The following is a 21,620-nucleotide window of genomic DNA, read 5'->3' as shown; positions in this document are numbered from 1 at the left end:
GTAATTTGCAAACCAAAACAGCCAGAATACCTGCAATCGTGTACGAACCTGAAAAAATATTACTGACCACCCGGAATCTCAGTATCGGGTATTCTGCTGCACAACCCTTGTTTAGTGAATTGAATCTCTCTTTGTTGGCGGGCGAATTGGTTTGCTTCATGGGCCCGAATGGCATTGGAAAATCAACCTTAATAAAAACGCTGGCGAGACTTCAGCAACCACTGCAGGGAACCATTACCATTGGATCCGCTTCCGTGGAAATTGAAAAAAAACTGTCGGTTGTACTTACGGATCGCATTACGGCTACCAACATGACCGTGAAAGAACTGGTAGCCTATGGCCGATATCCGTACATGAACTGGTCGGCCAAACTTACCAAACAAGATGAAGAGGCGATGGATCAGGCGATTGCCTTGACGCGCACTCATCAGTTGGTGAACAAACAAATCGGCCAGCTTAGTGACGGGCAGATGCAAATGGTGATGATTGCACGTGCACTGGCGCAGCAAACGCCTCTATTATTATTGGATGAACCCACTGCCCACCTTGACTTGAATAATCGGGTGGAGATTATGAATTTACTTCGGGAACTGGCACATACCACCGGCAAAGGAATTTTAATTGCCACGCATGAGCTTGACCTCGCGCTTCAAACAGCCGACCGCATTTGGCTAACCGGAAAAGAACAAAACCTGCTGACGGGAATTCCGGAAGATTTGGTGCTTGACGGATCATTCGATGAGATTTTTCGGTTTAAAGGATTTGATTTGAAAACCGGAAAAGTGTTTCACAAACCCTGGCGAGGTGTCTCCATTAAAGTAGAGGGAAGTGGCTACGAACTGCTCTGGACAAAAAATGCGTTGGAACGGAATGGATTCATTGTTCATGATCATGCAGATTATCAAATTGAAATTATTTCTGACGCCCAGCACGTAAACTGGCGCTTTCAAGACAAATCATATGCAACGCTTTATGATTTATTGGACTCGCTCTCGCAGCTAACCTGATTTCTTTTTAGGTTCAAACGATTGCAATAATCCCTTCAAAAACTTCTCAATCATTTCGCGGTTGATTTAGTAGCTTCGCACCTTTACTATTCAACCTATGTTTGACCTGAACAGTCTGTTTCCTTACAAAATCAATAAGAAGTATTCAAAACCCGTGGCGTATTTCTCTATGGAGTTTGCCATCGACCAACCTTTAAAAATCTATTCGGGCGGATTGGGATTTTTAGCCGGCTCGCACATGCGTAGTGCATACGAGTTAAAACAAAATATGATCGGCATTGGCATATTGTGGAAGAAGGGATACTACGATCAGGAGCGCAACGAAGACCAGAGCATGCGGGCGGCTTTTCGAAATAAGGAATATTCTTTTCTTACCGATACCGGAATTTTATTTCCCATTACCATTCATGGCGCGCGTGTGTATGTGAAAGCCCTGCTGCTGAAACCCGAGGTTTTTAAAACGGTGCCCGTGTTTTTACTCACAACCGATATTGCAGAGAACGATCACCTGGCGCAAACCATCTCCCATCGCTTATATGATCCCAATCAAACAACGCGTATTGCGCAATCTATTTTACTAGGAATTGGAGGCGCTAAACTGCTGGAAGTGCTTGGTCGCGAAACGGAAATCTATCACATGAATGAAGGGCACTCCCTTCCGTTGTGTTTCTATTTACTCGATAAATACAAAAACCTGGATGAAGTAAAAAAGCGTGTGGTGTTTACCACGCACACACCGGAGAAAGCCGGTAATGAAGAACACAGCATTCCGTTGCTGGATCGCATGAGTTTCTTCAACGGACTTTCCGTTCAGCAAGTCAACAGCTACATCCATCCTGAAAATGGTGTGTTGAATTATTCACTCTCTGCGTTACGCATGGCGAAGAAAGCCAATGGGGTTTCACAACTACATGGTGAGGTGGCGCGCAAGATGTGGGGATCTTATTCCGGTATTTGTGCTATTGATGCCATTACCAATGCACAAAACAAAACATATTGGCGTGACTACATGCTGGAGAAAGCGCTTGCCAAAGATGATGACGAGAAGTTGGTGTTGCGAAAGAAAATGCTCAAGAAAAAATTATTCCGGGTGGTGGCCAACCAAACCGGAAAACTGTTTGATGAAAACGTGCTGACGCTGGTGTGGGCCAGAAGATTTGCTCAATACAAACGCGCCAATTTATTGTTGCGTGATTTCGACCGGTTTACCCGATTAGTTTCCAATAAGGAATTTCCGATTCAGATTATCTGGGCAGGCAAGCCGTATCCGGAAGATTTCGACAGCATCAACAACTTTAATGAAATCCATTGGAAAATTCGCGGCTTTAAAAATTGTACCATTCTTACCGGCTATGAATTGTGGTTATCCGGTCACTTAAAGCGTGGATCAGATGTTTGGTTAAATAATCCCCGCTTGTATCATGAAGCATCAGGCACTTCAGGCATGACGGCTGCCATGAATGGCTCTATTAATTTTTCCATTCCGGATGGATGGATTCCGGAGTTTGCCAAACACGGCAAAAACAGTTTTATCATTGAGCCCACAGCAGATAACCTTTCGCAGGATGAGCGTGATAAAATTGAAGCCAACCGGCTTTACGATCTATTGGAAAACGAAATCATCCCGATGTATTATAAAAATCCGACAAAGTGGGTCAAGATTATGAAAGCAGGAATGAAGGATGTTGTGCCCTTTTTCGACTCAGCCCGAATGGCGGATGAGTACTACGAGAAGATGTATAGCTAGCTCTTAATCTCTTGAAATGGGGATGAGCTTCGTTGTGAAACTCATATTGCCTGGATCACGCATATTCTTTAATTTTTTCACGCTAAGTCGCAAAGAGCGCAAAGAAAAACGCAAAGCCTTAATGAATTTCGCGTTTCATTTTACTTCTTCTCTTTGTAAAAAGTAAGTGACACCGAATTCACGCAATAGCGCTTACCGGTAATCGTGGGACCATCATCGAACACATGGCCTAAATGTCCTCCGCAATTGGCGCACATAATTTCAGTACGTGTCCAGCCATGTGATGTATCTACTTCATATTTAATTTTACCACCAGCCATAGCCTGATCAAAACTTGGCCAACCGCAATCCGAATCAAATTTCATGTCAGATGTAAACAACTCGGCATTGCAGGCCGCACAGGAGTAAACCCCCTTATCACTGGTTTTGTAATACTTTCCGGTAAAGGGGCGTTCAGTTCCCTTTTCACGCAAAATGTGATATTGCTCAGGCGTGAGGATTTTCTTCCACTCCTCTTCCGTTTTAAAAACCTTTTGCTCAGCCACCACGGGCTTTTCTTTTTCAATAATCTTTGATTTCATGTCTTGTCCGAACATACAGGAGGAAAAAATTAAGCTACTAATGAAGAAAAGAATCTTTTTCATGCTCATAATAACGTCTGCTAAGGTAAAACAATTTACGTGTCTAAAAGTTTCCCTGATGTCGTGCATATGACAACAAGGGGCTTTACTATTTTAGATTAGACAAATCGCGGATCAGAATTTTCTTCCTGTCGAAATAAATCAGGTTTTGTTCTTTTAACTCATTTAAAATGGTTGTCACCGTTTGCCGGGATGTTCCCGTAAGGGCGGCAATGTCTTTATGGGTAAGCTTTGTGGGAATCATCGTTTCAAAACCCACCTTTTTTCCTTTCCACGAGGCAGCGTCTTTTAAGAACTCAATGATTCGTGTTCGCGCGTCTTTAAATACCAGTAACTCAAGTTTCCGTTCAAGGCGCATCAGGCGCAAGCCTACCAACTTCAGCAACCGAAAACTCAACTCTTTGTCTTCTTTCATTAAGGATTTTAATTCATCAATACTCAACGGACAAATCTGCGTATCGTTATCCATCACCTGCGCGAAGTCTCTTCGCTTCTCCTCACCCGCTAAAGCGAGTTCACCAAAAATTTCTCCGGTAGTTAAAATGGCGCTCACCACCTCCTGTCCATCATCCAGGTAATGCCCTATTTTAACACGACCTTGTGCAATCATGTAGAGGTGACTAGCCTCCTCATTGGGAATATAAATGAACTGATCTTTCTTAAAGCTTCTGAATTCATGTTTCTGGTCCATCACTTTTGTTTTGTGCGGACACAACACATCAAACAGATTAACACTTTCGAAATACCATAAAGAAGCCGTGTTACTCATACCGCGTTGGTATTTTTGATAAGTTAGCAAAAAATTCAGCGCAAAAGTTCATGAGCACATTGCGGTTAAGTGAAATCTGGATCTACCCAATCAAATCCTTAAGTGGGATACGTGTGAACGAAGCCACTGTGTTGAATAAGGGCTTAACGTTTGACAGGCGTTGGATGCTGGTGGATGAACACAATCGATTTTTAACACAACGCGAATATCCGCAGATGGCTTTGTTCCAGGTAAGTCTTAACAATCAACAACTGCATATTCTACATCGAAAGAATAGTGCTGATATTGAATTCCCGGCTTTCGCCACAACCGGAACAGAATACAAAGCAACCATCTGGGACGATGAAGTGACAACCCTCGAACCAAGCCCTGAAGTAAGCACATGGTTCTCCGATCAATTGAACATGAATTGCCGGCTGGTTTATTTTCCTGAACCTAACTCACGGCCAGTTGATGAACGCTATGCTACAAACCATGAGCATGTGAGTTTGGCAGACGCCTATCCTTTTCTGGTTATCGGCCAGGCTTCTTTAGATGACCTGAATACGCGATTGTCATCTCCCGTTCCAATGAAACGATTCCGGCCCAACTTTGTATTTACCGGAGGCAAGCCGTACGAAGAAGATCAATGGAGGGATTTTTCGATTGGTGAAATGAACTTTACCGGTGTTAAAAACTGCGCCCGCTGCGTGCTTACTACAGTTGATCCGGAAACCGGAACAAAAGGCAAAGAACCCCTCGCCACGCTGAGTCAATATCGAAACCAGGGAAATAAGATTCTCTTTGGACAAAATGCTGTAGCCCGATCTACCGGAACGGTTCGGGTGAATGATCCTATCTCAGTTTATCCCATTTAAAACATTTAAATTTTTCGGTATTCCCCTCAACCATATCTTTGCGCAACCTGTTATGTGTTTGCCAAGATGTATCGCGCTATGAAGAAAATTCTAATTCTATCTGCACTTGCTTTATTGCTTCTGAATTGTACGCCTAAAAAGCAAAATGAAAAACTCCCAATTCTCGGTTACCGCGAAGTGGTGGCCAAAGAAGTGGAGGGCAAAAAAGTGATCGATACAGTTTATCATTCCATTGCTGATTTTCAATTTGTAAATCAGGACAGCGCCCTGGTGACCAACGAAACCTTTGCCGGAAAAATTTACGTGGCCGATTTCTTCTTTACTTCATGCCGTACCATTTGCCCGGTTATGAAAACACAGATGCTTCGCGTATACGAAGCCACCCAGGATATGCCCGATGTGGCCATTCTTTCACACACCATCGATCCGGAACATGACACGGTTGCCCTGCTTCATGATTTTGCGGATCGCTTAGGCGTTTCCAGCAGCAAGTGGCATTTCGTTACCGGAGAGCAAGATAACATTTACGACATCGCCCAAACGAGTTACTTCGCCACCGCTATGGTCGACAAAACCGAACCCGATGGTTTTATTCATAGCGGTGCTTTTTTGCTGATTGATAAAGAGCGAAGAATTCGTGGAAAATATGATGGCACCCTGGAGGAAGATGTTGACCGGTTGATAAAAGACATTGAGCGATTAAGACGGGAGTATGATCAATGATTTACGATTTCGAATTTGGGAATTTAGATTTTGTATTGTCTCCTGCTTCCTGCTTTTAGTTTTCATGCTGAGTTGCAATCAACCTAAAACCAGAGACTCCAATAAATTCACGAATTACTTTCGTCAAGGCGAACTGCTTTACACCAAACATTGCAGCAATTGTCATCAGGCTGATGGAAGCGGATTGGGAAGACTTTATCCACCACTCAAGCAATCTGATTACATGAACGACAACTTTGAGCAGGTGCTTTGTCTCATGCGCAATGGCATTCAAGGAGAATTAACAGTTAATGGTGTGCAGTATAATCAGGCCATGCCAGGCGTTCCCACGCTAACCGATTTAGAGATCGCGGAAATTGCCACATACATTTACAATGCCTGGGATAATGAACGCGGGTTGGTTGATGTGAAGGAAGCTGAAAGAATTTTGAACACATGTGCGGTAGAATAAAGCTGTTGATTGTTTTTGTGGTGATTTTATCACCACTTATCGATGTGCATGCACAATACGGTGATGCATTTGAAGAAGGTCTTGCACTGGGGAAAGCATTTAAAACGGAATCCGCCCTGCAAAAATTTGAAGCGGCCATCAAAGAAAATCCAAAACACCCGAAAGCCTATACCCATGCCAGTCGCATGTTATCCAATGTTGGTGGGCGGTTGGCTATGGACAAACAGGAAGAAAAACGAAAGTATTTGGAAAAGGCGCGCAGCTATGCGATAAAAGCCATTGAATTAAATCCCGATGATCCTGATGCACGGTTGGCTCATATTATAGCATTAGGATTGCTTTCAGAAATCTCGCGCAACCCACGCGAAAAAGTACTGGATGCCAAACTCATTCATGCGGAAGCAAAAAAAATTATTGAATTGGACTCACTTTATGAAGAGGCCTGGTTCGTACTTGGAAAATGGCAATTGGAATTATCGCGGTTAAGCTGGATTGAGTTGTTGGCGTGTAAACTCCTCTTTGGTGGATTACCGGAAGAAATTTCGAAACAGAAGGCGCTCGAATACTTTAATAAAGGTCTTGCACTAAATCCTAACAGCATCTTGTTCCTGTTCGGCCAAGCTTCTGTTTATGCCGATCTGGACGAAAAAGAAAAAGCCATTGCTGCACTGGAAAAAGCGCTTAAACTTCCACTGGCCGAACCCGATGACGAACAGCGAAAAGACCGGTGCAAAAATCTGTTGCGCCAGTTGAAAGAAACCAATTGATCCCCTCCTCCCGCACGCCCGAACGACCGCTCACATACAATTTCGGGCACATTTCACCCGTCAAAACTTTTAACAAAATATTCATGGAAGGTGCCTTGGATAATTCGTACCTTACTTCATAAACTTTTTGCTTATGGCGTCATTCAATTTAAAAATCAACAAGAAAAAATACACGGTTGAAGCGGACCCGAACATGCCCTTGCTGTGGGCGTTGCGCGATGTCATCGGCTTAACCGGTACCAAGTTTGGCTGTGGCATTGCCCAATGTGGTGCCTGCACCGTTCACCTGAATGGCGATGCGGTTAGGTCTTGTTCACTTCCCATTTCGGCCGTAGGCGATGGTGAGGTGGTAACCATTGAAGGCCTGTCCGAGAATGGAGATCATCCCGTGCAAAAAGCCTGGGAAGAAGTTGATGTGATGCAATGCGGTTACTGCCAGGCCGGACAGATCATGTCGGCAGCAGCCTTATTGGAGAAAAATCCGAATCCGAGTGATGAAGAAATCTCCTCGGCCATGAACGGCAACATCTGCCGGTGCGGTACCTATGTGCGCATTCGCGAAGCCGTAAAAAAGGCTGCAACATTAAAGTGATTTGTTCCCGATTAATTCATAAAGAACAACCAACATGGAAATCATTAAAACACATTATAACAGAAGATCATTTTTAAAAGTATCTGCAGCGGCCGGTGGTGGCCTGATGATCGGCTTCAACTGGCTGATGTCGTGTGCGCCTTCGGATGAAAAAGGAACGTTGGCCATGCCCGATGAATGGTTCGACATTAACGCGTACCTGAAAATTGGCAATAACGGTGTAGTTACTATTTATTCACCCAACCCGGAAATCGGACAAAATGTGAAAACAGCCATGCCGATGATTGTAGCGGAAGAATTGGATGTGGATTGGGCAAATGTGTTAGTGGAGCAAGCACCACTGAATACAATAAAGTATAAGCGACAATTAGCTGGTGGAAGCCAATCCATCCGGCAGGAATGGAAAACCTTACGCATAGCCGGAGCAACTGCAAGACGCATGTTGATGGAAGCCGCTGCCCAAAAATGGGAAGTGCCTGTTTCAGAATTAACAGTTGATAAAGGAATTATTAAAAATGCATCAGGCAAAACACTGGGCTTTGGTGATGTGGCTACACTGGCTGTTTCCGTTGAAGTTCCAGAAGAAGTTCAACTGAAGGATCCAAAAGATTTCAAGATCATCGGCAAGCCCACAAAAAATGTTGACGGTAAAAAAGTTATTAAAGGTGAGCCCTTATTCGGTCTTGATATTAAACGTGAAGGCATGTTGATCGCGATGATTGCACATGCACCAGCATTTGGCATGCGACCGAAATCTGTGGATGATTCAGCGGCACGCAGTATGCCCGGCATTAAAGATGTGTTCACTATTACCACTTTGCCCGATGGTATAGAGCCACAGTGGTCGGATGTAAATGCGTTTAAAGAACTTGTTGTTGTGGTGGGCGACAACACATGGAATGTTATACAGGCCAAGAAAGCCTTAAAGATTGAATGGGAGGCCACTTCGGAATTAATGAGCACGGAAGGTTACGACAAGGCCCTCTCGGATTTGTTGGAAAAGAAAGCTGATGAGCCTGCCCGAAAAGATGGAAATCCAGATGAAATATTTAAAAAGGCAGCCAAGATTGTTGAGCGCACCTATTCTGCTCCGTTCCTCGCACACAACACGATGGAGCCGATGAACTTCTTCGCGCACGTTACAGCCGATGGTGCTGAACTTCTGGGGCCTATTCAAACCCCTGAACAATTACGAACAACTACTGCAGCTGTACTGGGTTTACCTGAAGATAAAGTCACCGTTGGCATGACTCGTCAGGGAGGTGGTTTCGGTCGCAGGCTGTACGGACATTTTGGTGTTGAGGCTGCGGTGATTTCCAAACATGTAAACGCACCGGTTAAACTGGTGTACACCCGCGAGGATGACATGACACAGGGCACGTACCGACCTGCCTACAAAGTGAAGTACCAGGCAGCGATTGATAAAGACAATAATTTATTGGGCATAAAAATTCGCGGAGCGGGTATACATGAAAGTCCGGTGTTTGCACATCGCTTTCCGGCTGGTGCGGTTGATCATTACCTGGTTGAAAATCATTCGCTCGATTCAAACATCAGTACAGGTGCGTGGCGCGCACCACGCTCAAACTTCATGGCGATTGCCGAACAAAGTTTTTTAGATGAAGTTGCGGAAGTTGTGGGTAAAGACCCGATCGATTTCCGATTGGAATTACTTGACCGTGCTGCTACCAATCCGGTTGGTGAACGTAACGATTACGATGCTGCACGCTATGCTGGTGTGTTAAAACTGGTAAAAGAAAAATCAGGCTGGGGCGAAAAGAAAGAGGGTGTGCATCGGGGTGTATCGGCCTACTTCTGCCATAACAGCTATGTGGCTCAGGTGATGGATGTGGTGGTGAAAAATTCCAAGCCCGTTGTTCAGAAAGTGTGGTGTGCTGTTGATTGCGGCATTGTGGTTAATCCGGAAGGAGCTAAAAACCAATTGGAGGGCGGCATTGTAGATGGTATTGGACACACCTTATACAGCGAAATGACTTTCAAAGATGGAAAGCCCGACCAAACCAACTTCCATAACTATCGATTGATCCGGAACAGTGAAGCTCCGCTTGAAGTTGAATGCTTCTTTGTAGATAATGGCATAGACCCAACCGGGTTAGGCGAACCGGGCTTACCCCCGGCAGGCGCTGCACTAGCCAATGCATTATATGCGGCAACCGGTAAGCGCTTAACTACACAACCTTTCGCCAAATCAGAACTGGCCATCACACCTATGTAATAGGATTAACTCCCAGGAAATAAATACCTATAAAAGGAATTTATTTCCTGGAAATACCTCAATCGGTTTTACAAAACCTTCATTTTGTTTTGCCTTTTGCGATAGACTCAAAATTTTTTATTGTCTATTAACCTGAGTGTATTTTTTCATTCGGTAAAAAGTTTATCTTCACTGCACCTAAAACCATTAAAACCTATGAAGAAAAAACTCTTAGCATTGGCCACCATATTTGGGGCCGTGATCCTCGTTTCATGTGAACTGAATGAGGCACCTCAACAAGAACTGGTTAGCGAAGCCACGTTATCCAAAATCAGCGCCATGGGCTTCAGTACAGAAAATGTACAACGTACCGATGGCGGCTACCTGGTAGAAGGTGACATTATTCTCCACGATCATGATTTGACAGGCAACCATGATCATAAAGACTTGCGCATCGCGGAAGTTGAACAGTATCGCACTTTTAATCTGGTTACTGGCTTACCCAGAACAATTGTTGTTACCACCAGCGGACGTAACATTACTCAGCGACTCTCTGATGGTATAAATGCTGCCATTGCCCGGTACAATGCCCAAAACCTTGGAATTACCTTTGTGCGCGGAGGTTCATCCGGTGGCGGAAATATTAATATCAGGGTTGTAAACACCAACCAATACATTGCTTCTGCAGGTTTTCCAAGCAATGGCAATCCTTATAACACAGTTAGTTATGCTCGCAACTATACCAACTACTCACTTGGATTTGTAACGACTGTTATCGCCCACGAAATCGGGCATTGCATTGGTTTCCGTCATACCGATTACATGAACCGCGCCTATAGCTGTGGATCAGGTGGTAACGAAGGCCAGGCAACTTCAGGCGTGGGTGCCATTCATATTCCAGGCACTCCTACAGGTCCTGATTCAGGTTCATGGATGTTGGCTTGCTTGAGCAGCACAACCGACCGTCCGTTTAACAACAACGATAGAGTTGCCTTAGATTACTTGTATTAAGATTTTAATATCTCACGCAAATAAATGCCGGGGCTCACTCCGGCATTTTTTTTATTCGGTGATCACTACCCGTGAGGTTAAGAAAGTACCAGTATCAAGTTTGATTTTTAAAATATAAATGCCGGTCTGAATCGAACGCACTTCGGAAATATCCAACACCTTCACATCCCCTGAAATCTCCTGCCGCAGAACCACTTTTCCCAAAGGATCAATCAATTCGGCTTGCACAGTTCCCTGATCGTTACTGATCACACTCAGTACATCCTGCTTGTTTAATAGGTTTGGAAACACATATAAATCGGCAGGACGAACAAATAAGATTTCTTCCTCTTCGCTGAGAATATTTTCTTGAGCAGTCGTGACCAGTCTTGCACGATAAATGTTAATGCCAGCCCGAGGCGAAGCATCTGTCAGTAAAAAATTGTTGGATTCAAGTACCGTTAGGGATTGCACCGGTTCAAACGTTGATCCGTTCAATCGCTCCAACACGACCGATTGCAGATTAAAGGTTGTTCCAAGTGACACGTCAAATTCAGCCTTTTCATTCACCACGTAATTGCGGGCAACAAACGACCGGAAATAACAACCGGTTCCCTGGGTATTATAATCAATCGTAAACTCGCGACTTCCTTCCACCGCACCAAACACAGGCGCTACGGTAAAGTAAGCCGTTTCTAATTCCGATTTCTGAAAAATTGCAAATGTATCCGTTGTAGTAAGAATCGGCTCCAGGTACTTTTCACCAACCTCATAAAGCCGATATTCATCGGCTGCTTCTTCACGATTCCAGGTGAACATTACTGCCTCCTCACAATTAAACCCGACTGAAAGCCGGTCGGGTTTTGAAATCGAAAAAATTTCAGAATCAAAATAATTCGCTCCAACAACCATCCGAAGGCGATACAAACCAATAACAGGCGGAGTATTCCATTCAAAAGCCTGATCGGTTAAGTCAACATTACCTATGGTTTGCCAGGAAACGTCATTAACGGATTGGTATTGCAACAGGCCTGTTTCAGCAGAACCATACCAACGCCAACGGATAAAATTAGCAACATCGGTTTGAAGCGGGTCAGTGGTAAATGGATAACGCCACTCAAATCCGGAATTGATTTCATACGCGATGCTGAACGGTTGTGTATTCTGCACTTCATAACCATGTATCCTAATTTCATACTCCCCTTCTGAAGGAAATGACACGGTAATCTGCTCCACATTATTCAGTCGATCTTTTCCTCGTTGCGCCAGACTTTGCAAGTTCGTGACAGTTGGAGCACTGTTTAATACCCATGGCTCCCAAATTTCATTTGCCGTAATATTTCTGATTGTTAGGTCCAAATCGTTAACCAAGGCTTTTTCAGAAAATGGATCAGCGGGGAGATCATTCCACGCCACGGTTACTTTCAGTTCTTCGGCTTGTGCCGGAACAACTATCGAAAAAAGCTTAGAATCCTCATCCCCAACTTCATCCAGAAAAAAATTTTCAGTTTCAATTGTACGAATCGCATTCAAAGCATCTACATTTCCAAAGCCTGTTTCAAAATCCACCTGCGGCCTGCCCACATCGCGGGCGCTATTAATCAATACTGCCTTTACCAGAGAAGCATCCGGAAGTACTCCGAATTTTTGTTTATACGCATCCTGAATCACCAAAGCCGCACCGGAAACTACAGCAGCAGCTTCAGACGAACCGGCATCACCAAAAGCAATCAGCTCGGGTTTTACCCGTCCATCATGGGCCGGACCTTTTGAACTTAACGAAACATAATTTCCAAAACGATCGGCCGAACCCACCGTAAGTACATTTTTGGCAACCTTGAACTGCCCGGTAAGATTGGCAAATCCACTTACACCGTTATATGCCCCCTCCACCGGAGTATCAGTTCCCCTGTTTCCCGAAGAAAAAACGTGGAGAATTTCCGGATGGGTAATGCCAGCCTGATCATAGGCACTCGATTCTATTCCATAATAATTTTCAAGCCCTACACCATAAGAATGATTTTGAACAGAGACGCCAGCCTGTGTAAGTTCGTCTCCATCATCCGGCAGCAACTGATCAAAATCGGAAGTGGTTACGCTTGCTTGCCACGCTACCCCTTTGGCAAACGGAGAGGTGTTGCCCGCCCCGACTGCTATAGTAGCCATAAACGTAGCATGAAAAGTAGAGGCTTCGTCAAACTGATCATTCAGCACAATACGTCCTTTTAAATCGATATCCTGTTGATCGAATGGTTTTTCTTTAATGGAAACCAGCGACCCACTACCGGCAGCATCGGGAAATAAGGCATGTACTGCTGTTATTCCATTTACAGAAAGATCGAAATCACCCAACACAACTTCCTCCTTTGCTTTTCGGATTCCGCGGTCAATAAACTTCACACCCGGTACTTTCTTTAATAGGTCGAGCTTTTGATTATTGAGGTTGGAAACCAGGAAATAGTGGTCGGAAACTTTCTTATAATGCATTGAATGTGTTGCCAACCATTGTGTAAACAACTCCTGATTATCAGTGTATACGGTTACACTAAACCCATTACTTTTCTCCAGTTTCAACGGGCCAACCTTGGCCGGTAAGGTATCCATAGCGGGCACGTTCTGACCAAAAGCCCGCATCACCACGACCAGCATAAAACAGAAAAGGATCTTAACCCGCCACATGCTACTGAAAAATATTCACCCTGAAATTCACCCTATGCAAAGTAACACTTTGGCATCATTCCCCGATGGTGGAATCGGCATAGGATATTTTTTGATTCATTAGTACATTCACCGATCGGTATTATGAAGGAACTCAAAACCATACTGGCTACATTCAACAACGTTGATTTTTCGCAACGCAAGGCGGCCTTGGCTACCGTGGTAAATGTCAGGGGCTCCTCGTACCGAAGTCCCGGGGCGCGCATGCTCATTACCGATGATGGAAAATGGGTGGGCTCCATCAGTGGTGGATGCTTGGAAGGGGATGCCCTTCGAAAAGCACGCCAGGTGATGACGGACAATAAAGCCATGACCATCACCTACGATACGCGGGAAGAAAGCAACCAAAACCTCGGAATCGGGTTGGGGTGTAACGGGGTGATTGATGTGCTGATTGAACCGGTTTACGAAGGATCAGATACAATTTCATTGATTCAAAAAATCGTAACCCAAAACGAGCCGGTGGCATTGGCCACACGAGTTCGTGGAGAATTTGCGGGAGAAAAATTTTTATTAGATCATCATCTTCAACCTCAATCCGAATTTTCTGATAGCCAATTAAACTCATCGGTGCTTCAGGCATTGACTGCGGTTTTCACGCATCACCGCAGTGAAACCAAAACCATTCTTGGTGAAGAAATTTTTATTGAGTTGATTCAACCCGTTGTTTCCCTTATCATTTTTGGTGGAGGTTTTGACGCACGACCAGTCAGTACACTGGCTAAATCGCTGGGTTGGGATGTTCAGGTAACCGATGAATGTGTGTCGCACATTGCTCCAGTCTTTTTCCCATCAGCTGATAAACTATCACTTTGCCAACGCGAATTTATCGATCGGGATTTTGTGATTACCCCTCACACCGCTTGCGTGCTTATGTCACACAATTATGAGTACGACCGGGATGTATTGAAGAAACTTATCCAAACAACTACACCGTATATTGGCATACTCGGGCCGCGTAAGCGATTTGATAAGATGGTAGCAGAGTTTGAGACACAAAATATTGTCTTAACTCCTGAAGACCTCCAACGAATTCACTCCCCCATTGGCCTGGACATAGGTGCAGAAACACCAGACGAAATTGCGTTATCCATCCTTGCAGAAATCCAAAGCAAGTTTGCCAATCGTTCGGGCGGGTTCCTGAAATACAGAAGCGGACCCATTCATGAACGAAAAGGTGATCAGGTTTTCAAACAGGTATACCTTCACAACGAAACCGAGAATAAATCCGTTAACGGATAAAAATTTACACGCATGAAGAAACTAATATACCTGTGCCTGGTGGGGCTTACAACAACTGTGTTTGCCCAAACACCACAACAGGAAATCAACGAACAGGTTTGGAAACCGTTTACCAAAGCCATCATGAATCAGGATGTGGCCACATTTGCCTCCCTGCACTCAACCGATCTGGTAAGAGCGGAGCGAAATTCAGGAAAAATTCTCGACCTCACCGAGTATCAAAAAAATATGGAAGCGGGTTGGCCGGGATGGAAAGAGTCGTTAGCTAAGAATAAAATAGATTATACTTTTGAGCTTCGCTTCACAGAAAGAATCAGCAATGGAAACCTGGCATACGAAGTAGGGTACTTCAAAAATGAATCAGTTAGCGCAACTGGAGAAAAACGAATTGGCTATGGCCAGTTTCACGTTACTCTTCGAAAAGAAAATGGTATTTGGAAAATTCTGGTCGACTCGGACTCTAATCTGGGTGGAACCATTACGGAAGAAATGTTTCAGGCAGCCAAACCGCTGGAATGAGTTCAGGGAATGAACTTCAGCAAAAGCATGCGGATAAAATCATCATGCTTATCCTGGCGGCAGGCTCCTCCTCCCGCTTAGGGCAATCCAAACAACTTATCAAGGTAAATGGTGTACCCTTGTTACGAAAAACAGTTTTAACCGCACTTGAAACTGATTCGCAACACGTTACGGTTGTACTTGGGCATAATTTCGAACAACACCAGGAAGTCATTCAGGACTTGAACATTGATGTGCTGCATCATGTTGACTGGCAAAACGGAATGGGCAGTTCCATCAAAGCAGGTGTATCACACATTTTAAAAACACGTGGCGATACACAAGCCATAGTCATTCTGGTTTGTGATCAGCCTTATTTAACAGCCGAGCATTTGAATTTGCTCATTACAACGCACAGAACTTCCAAGGCGACAATCGTTGCATCCGCTTATGCTTCTACAACCGGAGTACCCGCTCTATTTGACAAAAGTATGTTTGCGGAATTGCTCGAACTAAAAGATGACCAAGGCGCTAAAAAGATATTGGAAAAACATGCCGGAAGCATTGTTGAAATTAAGTTTCCGTCAGGTGAAATAGATATCGATACACCTTCAGACTACGCCAGGCTTACGCGTTAGTTATCAAAATCCTGATCAAAGCCATTGCGTTCGCCATCACCTTCCTCTTCCTTTTCACCAAACTGCCTCTGATTTATTCTAAACACCAGACTAGCGGTAATGGTGGTGAAAGCACGTTGGAACCGGTTACGGAAATAAAAGTCGTCACCTTCATTAACGGATCGGAAGATGCGGGTATTAAACACATCACGAACATTAAGCGAGAAGGTCGCCTTATTCTTCCAGATGTCCTTAGTGAACCCGAGATCAAGGGTGTAGAATGCTTCTCTGCGCCCCTGAGTAGTTTGCTGTGGCGCACGGTAAAAAACAGTTGCCTGCAAATTGGTTCGCTTACCCAAGGTAAACCGGTTACTCACCCGTGAATTCCAGGTATATGTGTCCCGATCAAATGATTCTCCCTCGTACTCACCCTCAGTAATAGCCCTGAAAAAATTTGCATTGCCATTAATGGTCCACCATTTTGTGAAATCCTTACTAACATTAAATTCAAATCCATAAAATTGTTCCACGCCCAGGTTAGTGGGTATAATAAATGTTGTATCACGAATCGGTGGACGAGTAACTGTAATACGCTCAGTGACATCTGTTGTATAGCGGTAATAAATTCCACCGTAAAAAGAATACGTATCACCATTCGCTAGATATCCGGTTTCATACGAATCGGTGAATTCAGGATCAAGATCCGGATTACCGATTCGGATATTTCGTGCATCGGAGAATGAAGAGAACGGATTCAGTGACCAAAAGCCCGGACGACTCACCCTGCGGCTATAACTTACCTGAACTGAATTGTTATTGTTGATGTGATAATTGGCGTGAATGCTGGGAAAGAAATTTGCGTACGACTTGTTATTAACAGGTTCATTCCCACCAATCAATTCTGAGAAGTTCGATAACTCAGTCCGTATGTCGGTATATTCCATGCGCAATCCTAACTCGTAAGAAATTTTACCAACATGATTCCCCATCAATACATACAGCGCCTGAATATTCTCATCATATTGAAAGGTATTTGAGAAGTTCCCAAAGTTTACCCACTCACTATCATTGATGAATTCCTCTATCAAATAATCCGTATTGATTTCCCTAATCGTTCCGCGATATCCTGTTTCAAACTTTCCTTTTCCGCCATTAAACGGATGAATGTAATCCAATTGCAACAGTGTATTTTGTTCCGACTCTTTGTTATAAGAGCGCTGAGGGTTCTCTAATTCTCCATCTGGATAGAGATTTAAAATAACGCGTTGCCTAATGGATGATTTTTCGGTTTCCGCATTATTCCGGTATTGACCGTAGAACGTAAGCTTCCTTCCTTCCTGATCAAACAACTTCTCATAGCTGAGGGTATATTCCATGTTTTTTTCATCCTCAGCTTCGCGATCATTTCGAACAAATTCCCGGCCTAGTTCATCGAATAAATCATAATCGCGGTAGGTGATATCGGTAAGGTTCATGTTATCGCCAACATTCACCAGAAAAGCAGCTGTGAATGTATTCTTGTCGTTGATCATGATGTCGGTTCCTGCCCGAAAATTATGCGACCACCCTGTTCGAAGAAAATCACGGGTTGAGCGCGTGAAATACGTTGTATCGTTTGGTGTGAATTCCTGATAAAGGCTTGCACGTCCGGGGCGCTCACGGTAATTGGAACTGTAGTTCAGAAAGTAATTCATTTTCTTCTTTCTGAAATTCATGGTGGTGCTGATTCCTGTATTAAGCGGGTGTGCAATGGTTCCTTCAATCACCGCATTCAGTCCATCCTGACGTTCTTTCTTTAAGATGATGTTGATGATGCCGGCATTTCCCTCAGCTTCATACCGCACTGACGGATTGGTCACGACTTCAATGCGTTCAATCATGCTTCCTTGGAGAGCCTGTAACGCATCGGTACTGGAGATGCCCGCTAACCCGGAAGGCTTGCCGTCAATAAGTATCCGCACATTCTGACTACCGCGCAGCGAAACCCCTCCATCCTGATCGACAACAATAGAAGGAAGGTTATCCAGAATTTCAACTGCATTTCGCCCAACATTACTCAAATCTTCAGAAACATTGAAAATGCGCTTATCCAGATCCATCTGCATGAGTGATCGTTCCGCGCTCACCACTACTTCGTTTAAGGTTTGAACATTAGCAACCAGTTCTATTTTACCCAGGTCAGTTACCGCTTGTGAATACTGCCGCAAAGGAACAAACTGGTTTCGATAGGATACCACCTGAACTAAACCATAGTAAGACCCCGGCTTCGTGCTAACTTCAAATGCACCATTCATATCGGCTATTCCTCCGGTAATCAGCGATGAGTCAGCCGAGTACAACGAAAACGTGGCAAAGGGAATAGGCTCTGATGTTTCTTTATCTAAAATGCGACCCTTGATGCTGATGCTTTGACTCCATGCACTGGTAACAAAGCCTAAGGCCGTCACAAAGGTTAATATAAACAGGTTTTTCTTCATTTGAACTGCAAAGATACCTTTTAACACTGCCGGAACATAAATGGTTTTTCACTTTCTGATAAGCGGCACTATACCTCCATTAAGTGTTTGATACCAAATACTATATTTGGGACCGATGAAGAATTTTCTTTTGGTGATTTTGGTGCTCGCAACATCCGCTTCGGCATATGCGGAGTCTTACAAAAAATTTGAAGAGGGCGGAAAGTTTGGCGTAAAAAATGAAAAAGAAGAGATTCTTATTCCAGCAATTTACGATGCCGTTGGGTGGAGCAATGAAACGTTCACCGTTATCAACCAGGTAACAGGCTACAAACTTGGCGACCAATGGGGCATCATCAGCATAACAAATAAGCGAATAACAGATCCGGAATACTTTTCTTTACTGCCTGCCAAAAACAACTTATTGATTGTTACCAGGCGCTCACCATTGTCGTTCAGAATTACCACAGGCTGCCTGGATACAAAAGGCAAGGTAATCATACCATTGGAGTATGCAGGTTTAAGAATCGCTGGACTTCGTGCCATCGTTTATACCCTACACGAAAATCAATTTCGCTATGGCTTGATTGACCTTGAAAACAAATTGCTCATTCCGCAAGTCTATAAAAACATTTATCCGCTCGGCAGTTTGCGATATGCCGTACAAAATCGTGAAAACAAAACCGCCTTGTTCACGGAAAACGGAAGACAGGTAACACCTTTTTCCATCGACAGCCTGTCGCAACTCAATAATAATATCGCCATTATCTATCAGGATGGAAAGCAAGGTTTGATTAACCGCGATGGAAACATCCTGAAAGAACCCGTGTTTCGTGAAATAACAATTGAAAACAAAACGGTAAAAGCACGCTTACCCGATACATGGAAAATTCTTGATGCACAAAATAAACTCATTCGTGAAATTGAAGCCGACTCATTGTTGCCCCTCGGAAATGACAGGTTGAAAATGACCAATGCTTTTGGTAGCCAGTTGTGGAACACACAGTTTGCCCCGATAGCACAAACTTATTTCACGCGTCTAAATCAATTTCAAAATGATCAAACGCTTTTCAGTGTAGGAGAAAGATGGGGCGTACTCAATCGTGATGGAACTATAATACTTCCTGCCGAATACGATCAAATTATTATGGATGATGATCACTTTCTCGCTTCGAAACACCTTCCGGGAAAACAATGGTGGATTCTGTTTGATAAAAACGGAAAGGCACTGACAACCAAAGCCTACGAACAGATAGATAAATTTAACGGAACATTTTTTCCCGTTCGGAAGAATGGTTTCTATGGTGGCGTGAATTTATACGGTCAAGAAATAATCGCATGTGTGTTTGATAGTATTTCAGGAACGAATCAAAACCTGGTAGCCGTAAAGTTCAGAGGTCAGTATGGAATTATGGATACCGATGAACGATGGGTTGTTACCCCACAGCCCAATCCAATCTCATTGTTAAATGCTGAGCGATATTTTGAAAAGTCGGGCAACATTACCTTCCTAAAATCAATCACCGGAGAAATTATCTATTTCACCACCAACCCACTTACCATTCAGGATGATAAGCTATTCGAAACCATTTCATCAGGCGGAAAATGGACGATCAACTTTGATGGACAAATTATTCATCGGGAACAACCTCATAGTGAGCGCTCAGAGGAAATTTATCCGTCAAGCGAAGGGTATCGCGGGCTTAAGAAAAACGGACGTTATGGATTTATTGATGACCAGGGGCGTTTACGCATTGCCAACCGGTATGAGGGCATTCAACCTTTCAGCGAAGGACTGGCTGCAGTAAAAATCAGGGGAAAGTGGGGATACCTGAACAAAGAAGATAAAATTGTGGTACAGCCCGTTTATGAAGAAGTCTACCCCTTTAATAAAGGTTACGCGGTGGTTAAGCAAAATGGCAAATACGGACTCATCTACAGTAATGGAAAAATTGCACTGGATGTACGCTATAATAAAATAGAACTTCAGGAGAATGGTCGTATAAAAATTTTCATCGGAGATCAGATCGGTTTGGCTGATGATGGTGGCAATATCTTACTGCAACCGAAATATGAATCCGTTGAAGACCTGAACAACGGTTATGCAATCGTAAAGCAACATGAAAAATTTGGATTGGTAACTTTGCAGGGCATCAGTACCATTCCTATTCAATATGATAAGTTGTTGTTTGAAAAAAATCGGCAGCTCTACCTGGCGCTTAAGAAAAATGAATTTCAGGAATTGAAATTTTGAAATAAGGATTCAAATAAAAATGCCGGACATTGCCCGGCATTTTTTATATACAGATTTATTCAAATCAATCTTTCTTCGGAGCATTGCTCGGACCTGATCCTTTTCCGGAATCAGAAATCGATTGGCGCATGCCTGTATCAGCCTGAATGTTTTGCATGCGGTAATAATCCATTACGCCCAGGTTTCCTTTTACAAAGGATTCCGCAATGGCTTTAGGAATTTCCGCTTCAGCTAAAATTACTTTGGCCCGTGCCTCCTGTGCCTTTGCTTTCATTTCCTGTTCTTCTGCTACCGCCATCGCTCTGCGCTCTTCCGCTTTTGCTTCCGCCACTTTTAAATCGGCTGATGCCTGATCGATTTGCAGTTTGGCACCAATGTTTGCGCCAACATCTACATCGGCAATATCAATGGAAAGAATCTGAAACGCTGTACCGGCATCCAAACCGCGTGACAACACAACTTTTGAAATTTTATCCGGGTTCTCCAATACTTCTTTGTGCGATTTTGCTGAACCAATGGCGGTAACAATACCTTCTCCCACACGGGCAAGAATGGTATCTTCACCGGCACCACCAACCAACTGCTGTATAGCTGCCCGCACCGTTACCCGCGCAATGGCGATAAGCTGAATACCATCAGCGGCAACCGCAGCCACCTTAGGTGTAGTAATCACTTTTGGATTTACCGAAATTTGTACGGCCTGAAACACATCGCGACCAGCGAGGTCAATCGCAGTAGCTTGTTTAAAATCAAGGTGAATGTTTGCTTTTTCTGCGGAGATAAGTGCACGAATTACATTGGGTACATTACCACCGGCCAAGTAGTGCGTTTCCAGTTCGGTGGAAGTCAGCTTTAAACCTGCCTTTGTTGCCGTAATTAACGACTCAACAATAACGCGTGGCGGAACTTTACGAATGCGCATGAATACCAGTTCGAACAAACCCACGCGAACACCGCTGAAGAGTGCGGTAATCCAGAGGTTGATTGGTACGAAGTAAAGGAAAACAAAAAATAGAATTATAGATGCAAAAACAACTATAAGGAGCATGGTACCACTCAGTTCTGCCATATTGATT

18 protein-coding genes are annotated in these 21,620 nt (G+C 43.9%); 13 read left to right on the top strand and 5 right to left on the bottom strand.

Features of this window, described 5'->3' with window-relative positions; all coding sequences use genetic code 11:
• Positions 1-5 precede the first annotated feature (5 nt).
• Both QY309_01010 and glgP read left to right on the top strand, forming a co-directional pair.
• Complete coding sequence (locus tag QY309_01010) at positions 6-1,007, top strand: ABC transporter ATP-binding protein (protein WKZ60068.1); 1,002 nt, start codon at positions 6-8, stop codon at positions 1,005-1,007.
• Positions 1,008-1,104: 97 nt separating this feature from the next.
• Entirely contained in the window at positions 1,105-2,754 is a 1,650-nt protein-coding gene (gene glgP / locus QY309_01005) for an alpha-glucan family phosphorylase (GenBank protein WKZ60067.1), read from the top strand.
• Positions 2,755-2,894: 140 nt separating this feature from the next.
• Here glgP and msrB read toward each other — a convergent pair whose 3' ends face one another.
• The gene (gene msrB / locus QY309_01000) at positions 2,895-3,335 is read right to left on the bottom strand and encodes a peptide-methionine (R)-S-oxide reductase MsrB (GenBank protein ID WKZ60066.1); all 441 of its coding nucleotides are present in this window, start codon (positions 3,333-3,335) and stop codon (positions 2,895-2,897) included.
• A gap of 148 nt (positions 3,336-3,483) precedes the next feature.
• The gene (locus QY309_00995) at positions 3,484-4,164 is read right to left on the bottom strand and encodes a Crp/Fnr family transcriptional regulator (protein ID WKZ60065.1); all 681 of its coding nucleotides are present in this window, start codon (positions 4,162-4,164) and stop codon (positions 3,484-3,486) included.
• 50 nt (positions 4,165-4,214) lie between these two features.
• Between QY309_00995 and QY309_00990 the strand changes: the two genes are divergently transcribed.
• The 7 genes from QY309_00990 to QY309_00960 all read left to right on the top strand — a co-directional run bounded on the left by QY309_00990 (position 4,215) and on the right by QY309_00960 (position 10,780).
• Positions 4,215-5,021, top strand: coding sequence for an MOSC domain-containing protein (locus tag QY309_00990; GenBank protein WKZ60064.1), 807 nt, complete (start codon positions 4,215-4,217; stop codon positions 5,019-5,021).
• A gap of 78 nt (positions 5,022-5,099) precedes the next feature.
• Positions 5,100-5,744, top strand: coding sequence for an SCO family protein (locus tag QY309_00985; protein WKZ60063.1), 645 nt, complete (start codon positions 5,100-5,102; stop codon positions 5,742-5,744).
• 64 nt (positions 5,745-5,808) lie between these two features.
• Complete coding sequence (locus QY309_00980) at positions 5,809-6,195, top strand: cytochrome c (GenBank protein WKZ60062.1); 387 nt, start codon at positions 5,809-5,811, stop codon at positions 6,193-6,195.
• Complete coding sequence (locus QY309_00975; protein WKZ60061.1) at positions 6,180-6,962, top strand: hypothetical protein; 783 nt, start codon at positions 6,180-6,182, stop codon at positions 6,960-6,962. Before QY309_00980 ends, QY309_00975 begins: the two co-directional genes overlap by 16 nt.
• Positions 6,963-7,095: 133 nt before the next feature.
• Positions 7,096-7,554 (top strand): (2Fe-2S)-binding protein, encoded by a 459-nt coding sequence (locus tag QY309_00970; GenBank protein WKZ60060.1) that lies wholly within the window; start codon positions 7,096-7,098, stop codon positions 7,552-7,554.
• A 34-nt stretch (positions 7,555-7,588) separates the two neighbouring features.
• Positions 7,589-9,790 (top strand): molybdopterin-dependent oxidoreductase, encoded by a 2,202-nt coding sequence (locus tag QY309_00965; GenBank protein WKZ60059.1) that lies wholly within the window; start codon positions 7,589-7,591, stop codon positions 9,788-9,790.
• 195 nt (positions 9,791-9,985) lie between these two features.
• Positions 9,986-10,780, top strand: a complete 795-nt coding sequence (locus QY309_00960) for a M57 family metalloprotease (protein ID WKZ60058.1) — start codon at positions 9,986-9,988, stop codon at positions 10,778-10,780.
• Between the two features lie 51 nt (positions 10,781-10,831).
• Here QY309_00960 and QY309_00955 read toward each other — a convergent pair whose 3' ends face one another.
• Positions 10,832-13,438, bottom strand: coding sequence for a S8 family serine peptidase (locus QY309_00955; protein ID WKZ60057.1), 2,607 nt, complete (start codon positions 13,436-13,438; stop codon positions 10,832-10,834).
• Between the two features lie 123 nt (positions 13,439-13,561).
• Here QY309_00955 and QY309_00950 point away from each other — a divergent pair, with 123 nt between their 5' ends.
• Genes QY309_00950 through QY309_00940 form a run of 3 tightly spaced genes read left to right on the top strand, consistent with a single transcriptional unit; the run spans position 13,562 to position 15,855 of the window.
• Positions 13,562-14,719, top strand: a complete 1,158-nt coding sequence (locus QY309_00950) for an XdhC family protein (GenBank protein WKZ60056.1) — start codon at positions 13,562-13,564, stop codon at positions 14,717-14,719.
• Between the two features lie 12 nt (positions 14,720-14,731).
• Complete coding sequence (locus QY309_00945) at positions 14,732-15,238, top strand: nuclear transport factor 2 family protein (GenBank protein ID WKZ60055.1); 507 nt, start codon at positions 14,732-14,734, stop codon at positions 15,236-15,238.
• Positions 15,235-15,855, top strand: coding sequence for a nucleotidyltransferase family protein (locus QY309_00940; GenBank protein ID WKZ60054.1), 621 nt, complete (start codon positions 15,235-15,237; stop codon positions 15,853-15,855). Before QY309_00945 ends, QY309_00940 begins: the two co-directional genes overlap by 4 nt.
• Here QY309_00940 and QY309_00935 read toward each other — a convergent pair.
• Entirely contained in the window at positions 15,852-18,311 is a 2,460-nt protein-coding gene (locus QY309_00935) for an outer membrane beta-barrel family protein (protein WKZ60053.1), read from the bottom strand. The genes QY309_00940 and QY309_00935 overlap by 4 nt on opposite strands.
• A 115-nt stretch (positions 18,312-18,426) precedes the next feature.
• Here QY309_00935 and QY309_00930 point away from each other — a divergent pair, with 115 nt between their 5' ends.
• On the top strand, positions 18,427-20,544 hold the full coding sequence (locus QY309_00930) for a WG repeat-containing protein (protein WKZ60052.1): 2,118 nt from the start codon (positions 18,427-18,429) through the stop codon (positions 20,542-20,544).
• 64 nt (positions 20,545-20,608) lie between these two features.
• Here the strand turns inward: QY309_00930 and floA are convergent, their stop codons facing one another.
• Positions 20,609-21,613 (bottom strand): flotillin-like protein FloA, encoded by a 1,005-nt coding sequence (gene floA / locus QY309_00925; protein ID WKZ60051.1) that lies wholly within the window; start codon positions 21,611-21,613, stop codon positions 20,609-20,611.
• Between the last annotated feature and the right edge of the window lie 7 nt (positions 21,614-21,620).

Source organism: Cyclobacteriaceae bacterium, assembly GCA_030584025.1.
Taxonomy (GTDB): domain Bacteria; phylum Bacteroidota; class Bacteroidia; order Cytophagales; family Cyclobacteriaceae; genus UBA2336.
This window is presented reverse-complemented; position numbering and strand designations above follow the sequence as displayed.